Raw genomic sequence first — 15,804 nt, 5'->3', positions numbered from 1 at the left:
CGCGGTTGACCGCCCCGTTGGCCGCGCGTAAATCGAATGCAACGACCGGACCCGTTCCGTGCGACCGCATGGACTGCGGGCTATTGGACAGGCAGCCGCCGCCAAGGAGGGCCCAGAGTGCAAGAGCTTGTGACGAATTACGCGCCGATCCTCATTTTCATGGGGCTGGCGATCGGGTTGGGCCTTGTCCTGATCCTTGCGGCGGTGGTGATCGCCGTGCGCAACCCGGACCCTGAAAAGGTGTCGGCTTACGAATGCGGGTTCAACGCGTTCGACGATGCCCGCATGAAATTCGACGTGCGCTTCTACCTCGTGTCGATTCTGTTCATCATTTTCGACCTCGAGATCGCCTTCCTGTTCCCGTGGGCCGTGACCTTTGCAGACATGTCGATGACGGCGTTCTGGTCGATGATGGTGTTCCTTGCCGTGCTGACGGTCGGATTCGCCTATGAATGGAAGAAGGGGGCGCTGGAATGGGAGTGATGACCGGGGCCAATGCCGCCGGGGCCGACCGCGAGGTGGCCACGCAGGAGCTGAACCGTCAGTTGCAGGACAAGGGGTTTCTTGTCACTTCGACCGAGGATCTGATCAACTGGGCGCGCACCGGCAGCCTGCACTGGATGACCTTTGGACTGGCCTGCTGCGCCGTCGAGATGATGCATACCTCGATGCCGCGCTACGATGCCGAACGCTTCGGCGTCGCGCCGCGCGCCACGCCGCGCCAGTCGGACGTGATGATCGTGGCGGGCACGCTGACCAACAAGATGGCCCCGGCGCTGCGCAAGGTCTATGACCAGATGCCCGAGCCGCGCTACGTGATCTCGATGGGGTCCTGCGCCAATGGCGGCGGGTATTACCACTACAGCTATTCGGTGGTGCGCGGCTGCGACCGGATCGTGCCGGTGGACCTGTATGTGCCGGGCTGCCCGCCGACGGCCGAGGCGCTGCTTTACGGTATTCTGCAATTGCAGCGCAAGATCCGCCGCGAAGGCACCCTCATCCGCTAGAGCGACCAGACATCCGGGGGCGGCCCCTTCGGAAGGGAGAGACGAGAAATGACCAACGAGGCCCTGCGCGAGCTTGCCGAATACGTCTCGGAACGGATGCCGGATGCCGTGCGCGCGACGTCCATCACCCATGGCGAACTGAACGTCGAGATCAGCGCGTCGGAGGCCGCCACCTTCATCGAGTTTCTCAAATCCGACCGCAGTTGCCTGTTCTCGACCATGGTGGACATCACCGCCGTGGACTGGCCGCAGCGCGAACGCCGGTTCGATGTGGTGTGGCATTTCCTGTCGATGTACCGCAATCACCGGATCCGCGTGAAGGCGGCCGTGCGCGAAGAGGACATCGTGCCCTCGATCGTCGAGATCCACCCCTCGGCCGGGTGGTTCGAACGCGAGGTCTACGACATGTTCGGCGTCATCTTTTCCGGCAACCCGGACCTGCGCCGCATCCTGACCGATTACGGCTTTCGCGGTCATCCCCTGCGCAAGGATTTCCCGACCACCGGCTATACCGAGGTGCGCTTTGACGACGAATTGAAGCGCGTCGTCTACGAGCCGGTCAAACTGGTTCAGGAATACCGCCAGTTCGATTTCATGAGCCCGTGGGAAGGGGCCGATTACATCCTGCCGGGCGACGAGAAAGCCGAGGAAAAGGCCTGAGCGCGGTGACCCCTGCCGCTGGTGGCCCTGCCTTCGACTTCGGGCGCACGCTGCTGATCGGCATCGGGGCGCAGAAGGCCGGGACAACCTGGTTGGCGCGCAAGCTGTCCGCCCACCCGCAGGTACATGCCCCAATCAAGGAAGTGCATTACTGGGATCGCATCCGCGCGCCGTTTCACGACTCGAAACGCTGGCGCGGCGCGCTCACCGATCGCGGCGACCGCCTGGTGCGGCGCCTGCCGCGGGCCTTGTGGCGCAAGAAATGGTCCACGAGCCTGATGGTGCGCCCCGACCCGTGCGATCATTCCGGCTATGTCGACCTGTTCCGATGGGGCTATGCCGGTCAGCCGGTCTTGCATGAATTCACGCCGGCCTACGCCCTGCTGCCGCCCGGCGCGTTCGCCGAGATGCGTGCGCTGCACGAGGATGTCCGGTTTGTCCTGGTGCTGCGTGATCCGGTGGCGCGGTTCTGGTCGGGGCTGCGGCATTATCACCGCGTCCATCTCGCCAACGGGATGCCCGAGGACAGCCTTGTGCGCATGGCGCGCGTGTCGCTGGGCGACCCCCATGACCCGCATCGGCGCCGCTCGGAGTATGCCGGGCTGCTGGGCCTGCCGGCGCTGGCCGAGGGGCGGATGCATGTGGCGTTCTTCGAGACGCTGTTCACGCAAGACAGCTATGACGCGGTGCTCGATTTCGCCGGCTTGGCGCGCCAGCCCCTCGGCGCGGTCGCGAACCCCAACCGCAGCCGCTTCGACACGGTGGCCATGCCCGAAGATCTGGCCGCCGAAGCGCGAGAGGTTTTTGCCTCCAGCTACGAACGGGTCTATGATCTGTTTGACGACCGCGTGCCGGGCCAATGGGGCGGCGGCGTATGAGACTTGCGGCAATCGAGTCCTTGCATGCCGGTGCCCGGCAATGGCAGACGGGACATACATCTGAAATGGCGCCGCTTCGCGCCGAACGACCGATGAGATGCGAGACATGATGGACGGTTCGATGGACGATCCGCGCGGCTTCCACGACGCGGAGACGCAGGAACAGCACATTCGCAATTTCAACATCAATTTCGGGCCCCAGCACCCGGCGGCCCACGGTGTGCTGCGCCTGGTTCTGGAACTGGATGGCGAGATCTGCGAACGCTGCGACCCGCATATCGGGCTGCTGCACCGTGGCACCGAAAAGCTGATGGAAAGCCGCACCTACCTGCAGAACCTGCCCTATTTCGACCGGCTGGATTACGTTGGCACGATGAACCAGGAACATGCCTGGTGCCTTGCCATCGAAAAGCTGACCGGGGTGGAGGTGCCGCGCCGGGCGCAGTTGATTCGCGTGCTTTACTGCGAGATCGGGCGCATCCTGAACCACCTGCTGAACGTGACGACGCAGGCCATGGATGTCGGCGCGCTGACGCCGCCGCTTTGGGGGTTCGAGGAGCGCGAGAAGCTGATGGTCTTCTACGAGCGCGCCTCGGGGGCGCGTCTGCATGCGGCCTATTTCCGCCCCGGCGGCGTGCACCAGGACCTGCCGCCCAAGCTTATCGACGATATCGAGGAATGGGCGACCGAGTTTCCCAAGGTGCTGGACGATATCGACGGGCTATTGACCGAGAACCGGATCTTCAAGCAGCGCAATGTCGATATCGGCATCGTGACCGAGGAAGACATCCAGAACTGGGCGTTTTCCGGCGTGATGGTGCGCGGATCGGGCTTTGCCTGGGACCTGCGGCGCGCGCAGCCCTACGAATGCTACAACGAATTCGAATTCCAGGTGCCCGTCGGCAAGAACGGCGATTGCTATGACCGCTATCTCTGCCGGATGGAGGAGATGCGCCAGTCGATCCACATCATCCACCAGGCCATCGAGAAGCTGCGCATGCCGGAGAACCAGGGCGATGTCCTGGCGCGCGGCAAGCTGACCCCGCCGTCACGATCGGACATGAAGACCTCGATGGAGGCGCTGATCCATCACTTCAAGCTCTATACCGAGGGCTTCCACGTTCCCGAGGGCGAGATCTATGCCTGCGTCGAAGCGCCCAAGGGCGAATTCGGCGTCTACCTGGTGGCGGATGGCACCAACAAACCCTACCGCGCCAAACTGCGCGCGCCGGGTTTCGCGCATCTGCAGGCGATGGATTACATGTGCACGGGCCACCAGTTGGCAGATGTGTCGGCGATCCTGGGATCGCTCGATATCGTGTTCGGCGAGGTGGACCGCTAACCGCTGCGTCAGCTTTGGGGATCGAGGCCGCGTCTGGACAGGGCGTGGCCTTTTTCTTTGGGAGCGCCGCGCGTTCCGCGCGTCGACCCGCGCGCCTTCGGCGCGGGGGGCGCTGCCCCCGCCGCGCGTTCCGCGCGCCTCCCCCGGCATTTTCGGAGGATAAAGATGGGCCGGTCGGGGGTGCCGGGCTGTGGCCTGAGCGGATGGACATGGGCGCGGCCCTGTGGCACCGATGGCCCTCGTGTCCATGCAAAGGAGGGGCGCCATGCGGATCTGCGTCGTTCTTGCCTGCGCCGGCCTGGCCGGGCCCGCCTGGGCCGAGGACGCCCCGACGCCCGAGTCGCATATCGGGTATCCTCTGGCGCAGACGATCGCGCGGTTCGGGTGCGTACTGCATGAAGAGGCCACGAACATGACTCTGTTCGAGGCGGGGCTGACGGCCGATGATTTCCCGTCCATGGCAATTGCCCTGATGCAGGACGGGGTGCTGCGGCCGACAGGGAACGGGACGCTGACCCTTGTGGCCTGGGGGCCCTGCACGGGCGCCGAGGCGGCGGCGATGCTTGGGGCGGCAGCGGAGCGGGACGATTAGGTGCATGCCACGGGCTGGCGGGGAGGCGAATGGCGCCACGATTGCCAGTAACACTTTTGACGAAGCTTGAGGGCCGATGCCCTTTTCGCGATGATCGAGGCACTGGCCGGCGAGATGGACGCTCTGCTCCCGGCCAGCGGTTTCGGGGACCGGGTGGAAGCGCGCAACATTATCGCGCAGCTGCGGAACAAGGGCATGTTGGTCATCGACAGCGCGCCGGAGCGCATCGTTTTGATCAACGAGAGCTGTCGGGCCGGATTGTGGCGCGGGCTAAGCCGGGGCATGTCGGAGGCTGTCGGGGCGTGGCGGCATGCAATCGCGCACATGCGACGCATGGACATTCGCGACTGTCTCTGGCAACCCGCATGTGACAGACGACCGACGGATGGACAGGACCCATGCTGAGACGGCTCCACCCCGAGCAACCCGAAAGCTTTGCCTTCACGCCCGCAAACCAGGCCTGGGCCGAGGCGCAGATCACGAAATACCCCGAAGGCCGCCAGGCCAGCGCCATCATCCCCCTGCTGTGGCGCGCGCAGGAGCAGGAGGGCTGGCTGACCCGGCCCGCGATCGAGCATGTCGCCGACATGCTGGACATGGCCCATATCCGGGCGCTTGAGGTCGCGACCTTCTATTTCATGTTCCAGCTGCAGCCCGTGGGCGCGGTCGCGCATATCCAGATCTGTGGCACGACGTCGTGCATGATCTGCGGCGCCGAGGATCTGGTTGCCGTGTGCAAGGAAAAGATCGCCGCCAACGCGCATCAGCTGTCGGCGGATGGCAAGTTCAGCTGGGAAGAGGTGGAATGCCTGGGTGCCTGCGCCAACGCGCCCATGGCACAGATCGGCAAGGACTATTACGAGGATCTGACCGCCGAGAAACTGGCTTGGCTGCTGGACGAGATGGCCGCCGGCCGGGTGCCGACGCCGGGGCCGCAGAACGGGCGCTACGCCTCCGAGCCGGCCTCGGGGCTGACCTCTCTCACCGAGCATGAGGCGGGACGCGACGCGCTGAACGCCTCGGCGCGGCTGGCCACCGATATCGGCGATACCATCAAGCGCATCGACGGCACCGAGTTGCCGCTATTGGCGCCTTGGGGCAAGCAATCGGGCGGTGACCGTCCCGCGGCCCCCGCGCCGGCGCCGGCCGCCGCCCCCCAGACCGCGCCGGCCGAAGAGGCGCCCGAGACGCTGGGCGCGCCGCGCGATGGTGGTGCCGACGATCTCAAGCGGATTTCGGGCGTCGGCCCCAAGCTTGAGGGGCTGTTGAACGAGATGGGGTTCTACCATTTCGACCAGATTGCCGCATGGACCCCGGAACAGGTCGCCTGGGTCGACAATCGGCTTAACTTCAAGGGACGGATCGAACGCGACGACTGGGTCGCACAGGCGCGGGCCCTGGCCGAGGAGAGCTGAGGCGCGCAATCCTGTCGCTCCGGGAGGGCCGCGCGGTGAACGGCCGCCTGACGGGCGGGCAAGATCAAGGACAGATTCCATGTGGAAAATCAGAACGTCGCGCCAGTTTGCCCTGGCGCTGCTGAGTTGGGTCATTGCCGCGGTGGTCGGCATTACCGTGGCTTTCATGGCTGTCGGTTTCTTCCATCTTTGGGTGCTGGTCGGCGTCTTTGGCGCCATCGGCGCCACCCTGGCCACGGGGCTGGTGCTGCAACTCGCCCTGTGCACGGATGTGGATGCCGTTCTGGCTGCGCGGGAGGCAGGGGCCCCGACCGATGCCGGGGCCGAGGAGACCGCCGAGGCCACGGACCGCGCGGCCTGATCGCGCCGGCCGTCTGGCAAGGACATTCGCAGGCCCCGGCGGCACCGTCGGGGCCTGTTGTCTGCCAGCCGCATGGCGCGGTCTGCGACCCCGCGGTGCAACAGTGGGGCAGACAAGACGAAACTCCCGCGTTACCATCGCCGCCGAACGACTGCGACGAAACACTCGATGAAACGAGGGAATGTGGATCATGAATAACGTTCAAGGCCTGATTTGTCTGGCCGTCAGCTGGGGGGTGGCCACCTTGGCCGGGATAGTCATCATGGCCTTGTTGATGGTCGTCGGCGACTGGACCCTGCTGCAGGCGCTTTATGTCGGCGTGATCGCGATCGTGGTATTCGGCATCGTGCTTGCGGTGACGATGTGCCGGCCGCTGCCGGCCCCCCGACAGCCCGGCGATCTGAAGGCCGCCCCCGCGCCGCGGCCCGCCCAGCCAGCCGCCGCCCCGGCCGCCACGGTTGCCGCCGCGCCTGCCCCCGCACCCGCACCTGCGCCCGAGGCCCCCGCCGCCGAAACGGGCAAGCGCCCCGAGGGGATGAGCGCCGCGCGCGAAGGAGGGCCCGACGACCTGAAGCAGATCAAGGGTGTGGGCCCCAAGCTGGAGGAGCTGCTGCACAGCATGGGCTTTTACCATTTCGATCAGATCGCGGCTTGGACCGACGAAGAGGTCGCCTGGGTGGATGACAATCTCGAAGGGTTCAAGGGCCGCGTCAGCCGTGACAACTGGATCGAACAGGCCCGCGACCTGGCCAAGAGCAACTAGTCAGATTTTTTTCTGCAGCGCGGCAAAGTTGGTGTATAACCCGCGTCGGGAGGCTGTGTGAAAGCAACCTGAGGAGAGGGTCATGAACCTTGCCGAAGACATGTGGCTGCGCGGTCAGGCCGCGCAGCGTTCCATTCTCGAACTGACGGCCTTCAACGCCGCGTTTCTGAGCAATGCCACCGTGCAGGCCATGGAATTGGGCCTGACGGCGCCGATGACATTCTGGTCCGCCATCGGGCGCGCCGGGGCCGCGCCCATAGTCGCGGCGAACGGCGGCGACGATCGTGCCGAGGCGCAAGGCGCGGCAGAGACCGCGATGGCGGCGCTGAACCCCGCCAAGGCCGAGGTGGTGCAACTGCATCCGGACCCCGAGCCCGAGCCCCAGCCCGCACCCGAGGCCGCGCCAGCGCAAACCACGGTCTCGGCCACGGCCTCGGCCATGGCCGAGCTGGGCGAGTTGCCGGCCGGCCCCAGCCCGCATCTGCTGGATGCGCCCCGCGAGGGCGGCGCCGACGACCTGACCTCGCTCAAGGGGGTTGGCGCGAAACTGGCCGAGGCGCTGAACGAGTTCGGCATCTTCCATTTCGACCAGATCGCCGCGCTGGACGCGGACGGGATCGATTGGCTGAACGAACAGCAGCCGGGGTTCAAGATGACCTGCACACGCTACGATCTGGTGACGCAGGCGCAGGCGCGTCTGGGCTGACGCGGCGATGGAACGGGGCTGGCGCGGGGATTGCTCCGCGCTGCCCCGCGCGGTAGGGGAGGTCAACCCCAGGAACCGCCCGTGCCATGCCCGACCGCCCCCGCCCCGATGCCACCGAACGTGAACGACGCCGCGTGCGCCAGGTTCGCCTGGCCGCGGTGGTGATGTCGTTGACGATGGTCTTTTGGATGGGGGGGCAGTATCTTGGGTCGCAATTGGGCTGGGCGCCGCGATTTGCCTTTTTGCTGGACCTTGCGGCGATTGCCGCACTGGTATGGTCGCTTGTGGTGACGTATCTAGTTTGGAAAGCGCGCCGCAACGACCCCGAACGCCCCTAGCGGCGATCGGCACATGGCCCGACCGGACCCGGGCCGGCGCAAGGATTTGAGCGAACGGAAAGCTGGATATGCTGCAGGACAAAGACCGGATCTTCACCAATATCTACGGCATGCACGAGCGCACCCTTGCCGGTGCAAAGCAGCGTGGCCATTGGGACGGCACCAGGGACCTGATCGGCCTGGGCCGGGACAAGATCATCGAGATCATGAAGGCCAGCGGGTTGCGCGGGCGCGGCGGCGCCGGGTTCCCGACGGGTCTGAAATGGTCCTTCATGCCCAAGGAATCGGATGGCCGGCCCAGCTATCTGGTCGTCAATGCCGACGAATCCGAGCCGGGCACCTGCAAGGACCGCGAGATCATGCGCAATGATCCGCACACCTTGATCGAGGGCTGCCTGATCGCGTCCTTCGCGATGAACGCGCATGCCTGTTACATCTATATCCGTGGCGAGTACATCCGCGAGCGCGAGGCCCTGCAGGCCGCTATCGACGAGGCCTATGACGCGGGCCTTCTGGGGAAAAACGCCGCGAACTCGGGCTGGGATTTCGACCTCTACCTGCATCACGGCGCGGGCGCCTATATCTGCGGCGAGGAAACCGCGCTGCTCGAAAGCCTCGAGGGGAAAAAGGGCATGCCGCGCATGAAACCGCCTTTCCCGGCGGGCGCGGGCCTTTATGGCTGTCCGACCACGGTGAACAACGTCGAATCGATTGCCGTGGTGCCCACGATCCTGCGCCGCGGGGCCGAATGGTTCGCCGGATTCGGCCGCCCCAACAACGCGGGCACCAAGCTGTTCGCGATCTCGGGGCATGTGGACAACCCCTGCGTGGTCGAAGAGGCCATGTCGATCACTTTCGAGGAACTGATCGAGCGTCACTGTGGCGGCATTCGCGGCGGATGGGACAACCTCAAGGCGGTGATCCCCGGCGGATCGTCGGTGCCTTGTGTGCGCGGTGAGAACATGCGCGACGCGATCATGGATTTCGACTATCTGCGGGGCGAGTTGCAGTCGGGCCTTGGCACCGCGGCGGTCATCGTCATGGACAAGCAGACCGACATCATCAAGGCGATCTGGCGGTTGTCGAAATTCTACAAGCACGAAAGCTGCGGCCAGTGCACGCCCTGTCGCGAAGGTACCGGCTGGATGATGCGCGTGATGGATCGCCTGGTGCGCGGCGAGGCGCGGGTCGAGGAAATCGACATGCTGTTCGAGGTGACCAAGCAGGTCGAAGGCCACACGATCTGTGCGCTTGGCGATGCGGCGGCCTGGCCCATCCAGGGCCTGATCCGCAATTTCCGCGACGAGATCGAGGATCGTATCCGGGTGAAACGCGGCGGTGCGGTGGAAATCGCGGCGGAGTGATGGCGATGCGGGGTCTGGCGGCTCTGATGGCGATGGCGATGGTCGTTGCGGGACCTGCTGTGGCCGAGCCGGGCGAGGTGGCGCTGGAACGCACCGTGTCCGACGCGGATCGCGGCCTTCGCGCGATCATCCGCTACCGCCCCGAGGTCATGACCGGCGGGCGAGAGGAAATCGAGGCTGAAGACGGATCGGTGGCCTACCTCTATTGGGACGGCTTGATGGGCCAGTTCAGCGCCGAGATCATCGAGGGCCAGATCGCGGGGGGCGATGCCGAGGCGTTCTTGCGCGAGGCGGTGATCGCGGTGTGCCCGTCGGTCGAACAGTCGGTCTTGGCCACGGCCCCGGTGCAGGTTGACGGTCGGTTCCTGCGCATCTTTGCGCAATGCCTTGACGTGGATGCCGACTATCACTGACCCCCCTGTCCCCCTTGTCGGGGGCCGCTGGATTGCGCGATCGAGAGTGGGGGGTGTGCGGCGTGCGCCGGATCGTCCGGGTTGCGCGCATCTGGAGATTGCGCAGAGACCTGCGCTGCGCGGCGGCGCACGCGCAAGATGAAAAGAGGTTGGAGGACAGTCATGTCGTCATGGATTCGCATCGCTCTCGTGCTTGCCCTGGTCCTTCCGGTGTCGGGCTGCGGCGTCGGTCAGCGCGTGTCGAGTTTCGTGGGCGGCGCCGGGTCCAACCAGCAGGCCGGGCTGCCCTATCGTGCGCGGTTGAGCACCGGGGAAACGCGGCGCGACTTCACCGTGACGGTGCAGGCGGGCGGCGCCTCGCTGGACGAGGCCCGCGAAAGCGCCCGCTTCCCGGCCACATCGCATTGCGTCGATCGCTATGGCACCTCGGCGATCGACTGGGTGCTGGATCCCGCGACCGGAGACTGGGCCGTGACCCGGACGGCCGATGGCGATCTGACCGTCAGCGGCCGCTGTCGGCGCGTGTGACGCGCGGCTTTGCGGCCACAGCGCCGGGGGTCATTTCCCGGCGCAGCATTTGAAATCGTTGTTTCTTTTCGCCGAAATCCGTAGCATCGCGTCCAAACAAAGACGTTCGATGCGGGGTCGCGTGCGGCCCGACAGCATCGGCATGAGGAAAAATCGAGGTCAGGTTTCATGGTTCGCTTCTATTGGTACGGGCTCACCTTCATCTATCTGTCGTGCTGCATCACGGGCATGGTCCTGGGCTATCACTGGGGTGTGGGCGGCTCGATCCTGGGGATCGTGATGGGGGCGATGGTTGCCGCGGCGGTGGCCCTTGTGCTCAACTCGCCCGAACGGATGGAGGCCGCCATCTACGGCGTATTGTCGATCGCCGTAGTGATCGCGCTGGTCTGGTTGATCGTCACCTTCTGGGGGGTTCGCCTGTAGGCGAGGCGCGCGTGTCCGCCGATTCCGGCCCTCACGGCATCGTGTCATTGCATGACAAGGCGTCATTGACCGACATCGCGCATGGAACGGGACGTTCCGTGCAAGGGGCAAGACGATGAAGACGGAAATGAAAGTGATGCTGGCCTGCGCCGTGCTGGTGGTGACGGGTCTGTTCACCACCATCGGTCACGCGCAAGGCGACCGGTGGCAGGTGTTGCGCGACGACCCGACCTTGCGCGACGGTTTGACGGTCTTTGCCATCGGGCGGCGCATCGACCGCCGCTGCGACGAGATCGACGCGCGGCGATTGCAGGCGTTCGGATTTCTGCGGGGGCTGGTCCATCATGCCGAAAGTCTCGGCTTTACCCGCGACGAAATCGAAGCCTATGTCGAGGATGAGGACGAACAGGAGCGCTACAAGCAGATCGCGCGCGCCTATTTCGCCGAGCGCGGCGTGGACTGGCGCGACAATGACGGCATCTGCCGCGTGGGCCGCGACGAAATTTCCTCGGGGTCGCCGATTGGCAGACTGCTCCGGGGCGGTTAGAAAGCGGTCTATCGCGGCATACCGTTCGCGGGCGGGAACCAGACTTTCCCCGCGACGGTTCAGGACGGGAGCGACCCAATGAGCGACCTACGCAAGATCGTCATCGACGACAAAGAGATCGAAGTCGATCCGGCGATGACCTTGATCCAGGCCTGCGAGCAGGCCGGCATCGAGATCCCCCGGTTTTGCTACCACGAACGCCTGACGATTGCCGGGAATTGCCGCATGTGTCTGGTCGAGGTGGTGGGCGGCCCGCCGAAACCGGCCGCCTCCTGCGCGATGCAGGTCAAGGATCTGCGCCCCGGCCCGGAGGGGCAGCCGCCCGTCGTCAAGACCAACAGCCCCATGGTCAAGAAGGCCCGCGAGGGCGTGATGGAGTTCCTGCTGATCAATCACCCGCTGGATTGCCCGATCTGCGACCAGGGCGGGGAATGCGACCTGCAGGATCAGGCCATGGCGTATGGCGTCGATTTTAGCCGCTACCGCGAGCCCAAGCGCGCCACCGAGGACCTGGACCTTGGGCCGCTGGTCGAAACCCACATGACGCGCTGCATTTCCTGCACCCGCTGCGTGCGCTTCACCACCGAGGTCGCCGGCATCACCCAGATGGGCCAGACCGGCCGTGGCGAGGATGCCGAGATCACCAGTTATCTGGGCCAGACCCTGGACAGCGAATTGCAGGGCAACATCGTCGATCTGTGCCCCGTGGGCGCGCTGACGAACAAGCCCTATGCCTTTACCGCCCGTCCCTGGGAGTTGACCAAGACCGAGACCATCGACGTGATGGATGCGCTGGGATCGAACATCCGGGTCGATACCAAGGGGCGCGAGGTCATGCGCATCCTGCCCCGCAACAATGACGGGGTGAACGAGGAATGGCTGGCCGACCGGTCGCGCTATGTCTGGGACGGGCTGCGCCGCCAGCGCCTTGACCGCCCCTATATCCGCGAAAACGGAAAGCTGCGCCCCGCCAGCTGGCCCGAGGCCTTGAGCGCAGCGGCCAAGGCGGTGACCGAGGCCAGGAAACCCGCCGGTCTCGTGGGCGATCTGGCCCCCGCAGAGGCCGCGTTCAGCCTGAAAAAACTCATTGAGGGTCTTGGCGGCACGGTGGAATGCCGCACCGACGGTGCCAAGCTGCCGGCAGGCAACCGCTCGGGCTATGTTGGCACGGCGTCGATCGAGGATATCGACAGCGCCCGCAGCGTGATGCTGATCGGCACCAACCCGCGCGTCGAATCGCCCGTGCTGAACGCGCGGATCCGCAAGGCATGGCTGGCCGGCGCCTCGGTCGGTTTGGTCGGCCCCGCCGTGGACCTGACCTAGTGATTACGACCATCTCGGCACCGACCGCGCCGCGTTGGAGCGGCTCGTGTCGCAACCGCAATCGGACGAACTGCGCGACACCCCCTCGATCGTGATCGTGGGCCAGGGTGCGCTGCGCGAGGCCGATGGCGAGGCGGTACTGGCCGCGGCGATGAAGCTGGCCGAGGACACGGGCTCGGGCCTGTTGGTGCTGCACATCGCGGCGGGCCGCGTCGGCGCGATGGATGTCGATGCCGTGACCGAGGGCGGGCTTGCGGCCGCCACGGACGGGGCCGACGTGATCTATAACCTCGGGGCCGATGAGATCGACATCGATGCCGGGCCTGTGGTGATCTATCAGGGCAGCCATGGCGACCGGGGCGCCCACCGGGCCGACATCATCCTGCCGGCCGCCGCCTACCCCGAAGAGGCGGGGCTGTTCGTGAACACCGAGGGGCGGCCGCAACTGGCCTTTCGCGCCAGTTTTCCGCCGGGCGAGGCCAAGGAAAACTGGGCGATCCTGCGGGCCCTGTCGGCCGAGGTCGGGCGCACGCTGCCGTGGAACACGCTGGCCGAGCTGCGCCGCGAGCTGATCGCGGATGTGCCCTATCTGGAGATGATCGACGAGGTGATCGAGAACGAGTGGCTGCCGCTACCGGCGAACCCTCTGGGGCAGGCCGATTTCGTTCAGGCCGTCACCGATCACTATCTGGTCAATCCGATCGCGCGGGCCTCGACCGTCATGGCCGAGTTGAGCGCCAATGCCAGGGCGCGTGCCACGGCGCCGATGGCGGCGGAGTAACCCGACTTGCGCGCGGCGGCGAGCCTGGTCTTCGTCGCGGCTCTGATCGGGGTGGCGGGATGCCAGCCCGAGGGGCCGCGGCCCGGCTCGATGCCGCCCGCGACCTATGACGGGATCGAGACACGCTTGCTGGATGACGATCTGGTGAATTTCCGGGTGCAGATGACCGGCGTTGCGACACGAGGCGATCTTGACGCATATGCGCGATGCGCCGCCGCAGGCTACACCCTTATTCGTGGATTCGGTTTCGCGCGCCATCTGCGCACAAATGTGTACGAAGAGGGTGGCGTTTGGGTCGCAGATGCGGTTTACACCGTGTCGCCGGCGCTCCCGCGAGGGTTGCAGACACTGGACGCCGAAGTCGTGGCGGCAAACTGCACCGAGCTAGGCATACCGACGGTTTGAGGACGACCCATGGAAGGTTTCTTTTCGACGACACCGGGACTGATCGTGATCATGGCGGCGCAAAGCCTGCTGGTGATCGGTTTCGTGATGATCTCGCTGTTGTTCCTTGTCTATGGCGACCGCAAGATCTGGGCCGCCGTGCAGATGCGCCGCGGGCCCAACGTGGTGGGTGCCTTCGGTCTGTTGCAGACGGTGGCCGACGCGCTGAAATTCGTGGTCAAAGAGGTAATCGTGCCCGCCGGCGCCGACCGGCCCGTGTTCATCCTGGCGCCGATCACCAGTTTCGTGCTGGCGCTGATCGCCTGGGCCGTGATCCCGTTCAACGACACATGGGTTCTGGCCGATATCAACGTGGCCATCCTTTATGTCTTCGCCGTCTCCTCGCTCGAGGTCTATGGCGTGATCATGGGCGGCTGGGCGTCAAACTCGAAATACCCGTTCCTCGGCAGCTTGCGGTCTGCCGCGCAGATGATCTCTTACGAGGTGTCGATCGGCCTGATCATCATCGGGGTCATCATCTCGACCGGCTCGATGAATTTCGGCGAGATCGTCCGCGCGCAGGACGGCGACTGGGGCCTGTTCAACTGGTACTGGCTGTCGCACCTGCCGATGGTGTTCCTGTTCTTCATCTCCGCGCTGGCCGAAACCAACCGCCCGCCGTTCGATTTGCCCGAGGCGGAATCGGAACTGGTCGCGGGCTACCAAGTGGAATATTCCTCGACGCCCTTCCTGTTGTTCATGGCGGGCGAATACATCGCCATCTTCCTGATGTGCGCCCTGATCACGCTGCTGTTCTTCGGCGGCTGGCTGTCGCCCATCCCCTTCATCCCCGACAGCCCGTTGTGGATGGTTGCCAAGATGGCGTTCTTCTTCTTCCTGTTTGCGATGGTGAAGGCGATCGTGCCGCGTTACCGTTACGATCAACTGATGCGGCTGGGCTGGAAGGTGTTCCTGCCCTTCTCGCTGATCTGGGTGGTGCTGGTGTCCTTTGCCGCGAAGTTCGAGATGTTCGGCGGGGCCTATGCCCGCTGGGCCGTGGGAGGCTGAGACATGACGCAGATCGACTATACCCGCGCCGCGAAATACTTCCTTCTGGCCGATTTCTTCAAAGGCATGAAGCTGGGGTTGAAGTACTTTTTCGCGCCCAAGGCGACGCTGAACTACCCCCATGAAAAGGGGCCGCTCAGCCCGCGGTTTCGCGGCGAGCATGCATTGCGCCGCTATCCCAACGGCGAGGAGCGGTGCATCGCCTGCAAGTTGTGCGAGGCCGTCTGCCCCGCCCAGGCGATCACCATCGATGCCGAGCCGCGCGACGACGGCAGCCGCCGCACGACGCGCTATGACATCGACATGACGAAATGCATCTATTGCGGCTTCTGCCAGGAGGCGTGCCCGGTGGATGCCATTGTCGAGGGGCCGAATTTCGAGTTCGCCACCGAGACGCGCGAAGAATTGTACTACGACAAGGCCAAGCTGCTGGAAAACGGCGAGCGTTGGGAGGCCGAGATCGCCCGAAACCTCGAAATGGATGCGCCCTACCGATGACGTCCGACGCGCCCAAGAACCCGTTCGAGGCGTTGATGCGCCAATCGCAGGACATGGCCGAAAGCTGGGTCAAGGCCGTGAACCCGGCCCTGGCCAACATGACTCCCATGGGCTTTGACAAGGCGTGGCCGACCGTGCCGGCCGAGATGCTCGAGATGTTTCTGGGCAAGCAGTTCAACCCGGAAGGGCTGGATGCCAAGACACGGCTCTTGCTGACGTTGATGGGGCTGACAATCCAGGGCGCGCAGGCCGAGGCGCAATTGCGCCTGACCGTGCGCCACGCCATCGCCGCCGGCGCGACGAAACAGGAAGTCGCCGAAACCATCGCCATGGCGGCGCTTTTCGGGGGCGTCCCGGCGATGAACAAGGCGATGGACCTGGCCAAGCAGGCCCTCGACGAAGAGAAGGAGTAG

At 65.2% G+C, this 15,804-nt stretch carries 21 protein-coding genes and 1 pseudogene; all 22 read left to right on the top strand.

Annotated features, from left to right (window positions below; translation table 11 throughout):
• The first annotated feature begins 159 nt into the window (after positions 1–159).
• The 22 genes and pseudogenes from ROSELON_RS00910 (at position 160) to ROSELON_RS00805 (ending at position 15,804) form a co-directional block, all read left to right on the top strand.
• On the top strand, positions 160–483 hold the full coding sequence (locus ROSELON_RS00910) for an NADH-quinone oxidoreductase subunit A (RefSeq protein ID WP_407059677.1): 324 nt from the start codon (positions 160–162) through the stop codon (positions 481–483).
• Positions 483–1,007, top strand: coding sequence for a NuoB/complex I 20 kDa subunit family protein (locus ROSELON_RS00905; RefSeq protein WP_025310581.1), 525 nt, complete (start codon positions 483–485; stop codon positions 1,005–1,007). The genes ROSELON_RS00910 and ROSELON_RS00905 overlap by 1 nt, the downstream gene beginning before the upstream one ends.
• Positions 1,008–1,055: 48 nt before the next feature.
• On the top strand, positions 1,056–1,667 hold the full coding sequence (locus ROSELON_RS00900; protein WP_025310580.1) for an NADH-quinone oxidoreductase subunit C: 612 nt from the start codon (positions 1,056–1,058) through the stop codon (positions 1,665–1,667).
• Positions 1,668–1,672: 5 nt separating this feature from the next.
• Positions 1,673–2,545 carry a sulfotransferase gene (locus ROSELON_RS18330; protein WP_025310579.1) on the top strand — a complete coding sequence of 291 codons (873 nt, stop codon included), beginning with the start codon at positions 1,673–1,675 and terminating at the stop codon, positions 2,543–2,545.
• A gap of 106 nt (positions 2,546–2,651) precedes the next feature.
• A complete protein-coding gene (locus tag ROSELON_RS00890) occupies positions 2,652–3,887 on the top strand; it encodes an NADH-quinone oxidoreductase subunit D (protein ID WP_025310578.1) in 1,236 nt (411 codons plus the stop codon).
• 265 nt (positions 3,888–4,152) lie between these two features.
• A complete protein-coding gene (locus tag ROSELON_RS00885) occupies positions 4,153–4,479 on the top strand; it encodes a hypothetical protein (RefSeq protein ID WP_025310577.1) in 327 nt (108 codons plus the stop codon).
• Positions 4,480–4,569: 90 nt separating this feature from the next.
• A complete protein-coding gene (locus ROSELON_RS00880) occupies positions 4,570–4,884 on the top strand; it encodes a hypothetical protein (RefSeq protein WP_025310576.1) in 315 nt (104 codons plus the stop codon).
• Complete coding sequence (gene nuoE / locus ROSELON_RS00875) at positions 4,878–5,894, top strand: NADH-quinone oxidoreductase subunit NuoE (RefSeq protein ID WP_025310575.1); 1,017 nt, start codon at positions 4,878–4,880, stop codon at positions 5,892–5,894. The genes ROSELON_RS00880 and nuoE overlap by 7 nt, the downstream gene beginning before the upstream one ends.
• 79 nt (positions 5,895–5,973) lie before the next feature.
• Positions 5,974–6,255 (top strand): hypothetical protein, encoded by a 282-nt coding sequence (locus ROSELON_RS00870; protein WP_025310574.1) that lies wholly within the window; start codon positions 5,974–5,976, stop codon positions 6,253–6,255.
• A gap of 190 nt (positions 6,256–6,445) precedes the next feature.
• Positions 6,446–7,018 (top strand): hypothetical protein, encoded by a 573-nt coding sequence (locus ROSELON_RS19150; protein ID WP_025310573.1) that lies wholly within the window; start codon positions 6,446–6,448, stop codon positions 7,016–7,018.
• Positions 7,019–7,100: 82 nt separating this feature from the next.
• A complete protein-coding gene (locus ROSELON_RS17195) occupies positions 7,101–7,724 on the top strand; it encodes a hypothetical protein (RefSeq protein WP_025310572.1) in 624 nt (207 codons plus the stop codon).
• Between the two features lie 86 nt (positions 7,725–7,810).
• Positions 7,811–8,062, top strand: coding sequence for a DUF5337 domain-containing protein (locus ROSELON_RS00855; RefSeq protein ID WP_025310571.1), 252 nt, complete (start codon positions 7,811–7,813; stop codon positions 8,060–8,062).
• A 68-nt stretch (positions 8,063–8,130) separates the two neighbouring features.
• The gene (gene nuoF / locus ROSELON_RS00850; protein WP_025310570.1) at positions 8,131–9,426 is read left to right on the top strand and encodes an NADH-quinone oxidoreductase subunit NuoF; all 1,296 of its coding nucleotides are present in this window, start codon (positions 8,131–8,133) and stop codon (positions 9,424–9,426) included.
• A complete protein-coding gene (locus tag ROSELON_RS00845; RefSeq protein ID WP_025310569.1) occupies positions 9,426–9,839 on the top strand; it encodes a hypothetical protein in 414 nt (137 codons plus the stop codon). Before nuoF ends, ROSELON_RS00845 begins: the two co-directional genes overlap by 1 nt.
• Positions 9,840–10,001: 162 nt before the next feature.
• Positions 10,002–10,367 (top strand): hypothetical protein, encoded by a 366-nt coding sequence (locus ROSELON_RS00840; protein WP_156945650.1) that lies wholly within the window; start codon positions 10,002–10,004, stop codon positions 10,365–10,367.
• Positions 10,368–10,535: 168 nt separating this feature from the next.
• A complete protein-coding gene (locus ROSELON_RS00835; protein ID WP_025310567.1) occupies positions 10,536–10,790 on the top strand; it encodes a hypothetical protein in 255 nt (84 codons plus the stop codon).
• A gap of 115 nt (positions 10,791–10,905) precedes the next feature.
• Complete coding sequence (locus ROSELON_RS00830; protein ID WP_025310566.1) at positions 10,906–11,337, top strand: DUF5333 domain-containing protein; 432 nt, start codon at positions 10,906–10,908, stop codon at positions 11,335–11,337.
• A 78-nt stretch (positions 11,338–11,415) separates the two neighbouring features.
• Positions 11,416–13,441 (top strand): annotated as a pseudogene (gene nuoG, locus ROSELON_RS00825) (NADH-quinone oxidoreductase subunit NuoG).
• A gap of 6 nt (positions 13,442–13,447) precedes the next feature.
• On the top strand, positions 13,448–13,846 hold the full coding sequence (locus ROSELON_RS00820) for a hypothetical protein (RefSeq protein ID WP_025310565.1): 399 nt from the start codon (positions 13,448–13,450) through the stop codon (positions 13,844–13,846).
• A gap of 9 nt (positions 13,847–13,855) precedes the next feature.
• On the top strand, positions 13,856–14,893 hold the full coding sequence (nuoH, locus tag ROSELON_RS00815) for an NADH-quinone oxidoreductase subunit NuoH (RefSeq protein ID WP_025310564.1): 1,038 nt from the start codon (positions 13,856–13,858) through the stop codon (positions 14,891–14,893).
• A gap of 3 nt (positions 14,894–14,896) precedes the next feature.
• Complete coding sequence (nuoI, locus tag ROSELON_RS00810) at positions 14,897–15,391, top strand: NADH-quinone oxidoreductase subunit NuoI (protein ID WP_025310563.1); 495 nt, start codon at positions 14,897–14,899, stop codon at positions 15,389–15,391.
• Positions 15,388–15,804, top strand: coding sequence for a carboxymuconolactone decarboxylase family protein (locus ROSELON_RS00805; protein ID WP_025310562.1), 417 nt, complete (start codon positions 15,388–15,390; stop codon positions 15,802–15,804). Before nuoI ends, ROSELON_RS00805 begins: the two co-directional genes overlap by 4 nt.

Source organism: Roseibacterium elongatum DSM 19469, assembly GCF_000590925.1.
In the GTDB taxonomy this organism is placed as follows: Bacteria; Pseudomonadota; Alphaproteobacteria; order Rhodobacterales; family Rhodobacteraceae; genus Roseibacterium; species Roseibacterium elongatum.
Note: the sequence above shows the minus strand (reverse complement) of the source record. Positions and strands in the feature narration are given on the sequence as shown.

Coding starts and splice junctions, on each gene's coding strand:
- ROSELON_RS00910 (WP_407059677.1), top strand. CDS start 160: ATGGGGCTGGCGATCGGGTTGGGCCTTGTCCTGATCCTTGCGGCGGTG.
- ROSELON_RS00905 (WP_025310581.1), top strand. CDS start 483: ATGACCGGGGCCAATGCCGCCGGGGCCGACCGCGAGGTGGCCACGCAG.
- ROSELON_RS00900 (WP_025310580.1), top strand. CDS start 1,056: ATGACCAACGAGGCCCTGCGCGAGCTTGCCGAATACGTCTCGGAACGG.
- ROSELON_RS00890 (WP_025310578.1), top strand. CDS start 2,652: ATGATGGACGGTTCGATGGACGATCCGCGCGGCTTCCACGACGCGGAG.
- ROSELON_RS00885 (WP_025310577.1), top strand. CDS start 4,153: ATGCGGATCTGCGTCGTTCTTGCCTGCGCCGGCCTGGCCGGGCCCGCC.
- ROSELON_RS00880 (WP_025310576.1), top strand. CDS start 4,570: ATGATCGAGGCACTGGCCGGCGAGATGGACGCTCTGCTCCCGGCCAGC.
- nuoE (WP_025310575.1), top strand. CDS start 4,878: ATGCTGAGACGGCTCCACCCCGAGCAACCCGAAAGCTTTGCCTTCACG.
- ROSELON_RS00870 (WP_025310574.1), top strand. CDS start 5,974: ATGTGGAAAATCAGAACGTCGCGCCAGTTTGCCCTGGCGCTGCTGAGT.
- ROSELON_RS19150 (WP_025310573.1), top strand. CDS start 6,446: ATGAATAACGTTCAAGGCCTGATTTGTCTGGCCGTCAGCTGGGGGGTG.
- ROSELON_RS17195 (WP_025310572.1), top strand. CDS start 7,101: ATGAACCTTGCCGAAGACATGTGGCTGCGCGGTCAGGCCGCGCAGCGT.
- ROSELON_RS00855 (WP_025310571.1), top strand. CDS start 7,811: ATGCCCGACCGCCCCCGCCCCGATGCCACCGAACGTGAACGACGCCGC.
- nuoF (WP_025310570.1), top strand. CDS start 8,131: ATGCTGCAGGACAAAGACCGGATCTTCACCAATATCTACGGCATGCAC.
- ROSELON_RS00845 (WP_025310569.1), top strand. CDS start 9,426: ATGGCGATGCGGGGTCTGGCGGCTCTGATGGCGATGGCGATGGTCGTT.
- ROSELON_RS00840 (WP_156945650.1), top strand. CDS start 10,002: ATGTCGTCATGGATTCGCATCGCTCTCGTGCTTGCCCTGGTCCTTCCG.
- ROSELON_RS00835 (WP_025310567.1), top strand. CDS start 10,536: ATGGTTCGCTTCTATTGGTACGGGCTCACCTTCATCTATCTGTCGTGC.
- ROSELON_RS00830 (WP_025310566.1), top strand. CDS start 10,906: ATGAAGACGGAAATGAAAGTGATGCTGGCCTGCGCCGTGCTGGTGGTG.
- nuoH (WP_025310564.1), top strand. CDS start 13,856: ATGGAAGGTTTCTTTTCGACGACACCGGGACTGATCGTGATCATGGCG.
- nuoI (WP_025310563.1), top strand. CDS start 14,897: ATGACGCAGATCGACTATACCCGCGCCGCGAAATACTTCCTTCTGGCC.
- ROSELON_RS00805 (WP_025310562.1), top strand. CDS start 15,388: ATGACGTCCGACGCGCCCAAGAACCCGTTCGAGGCGTTGATGCGCCAA.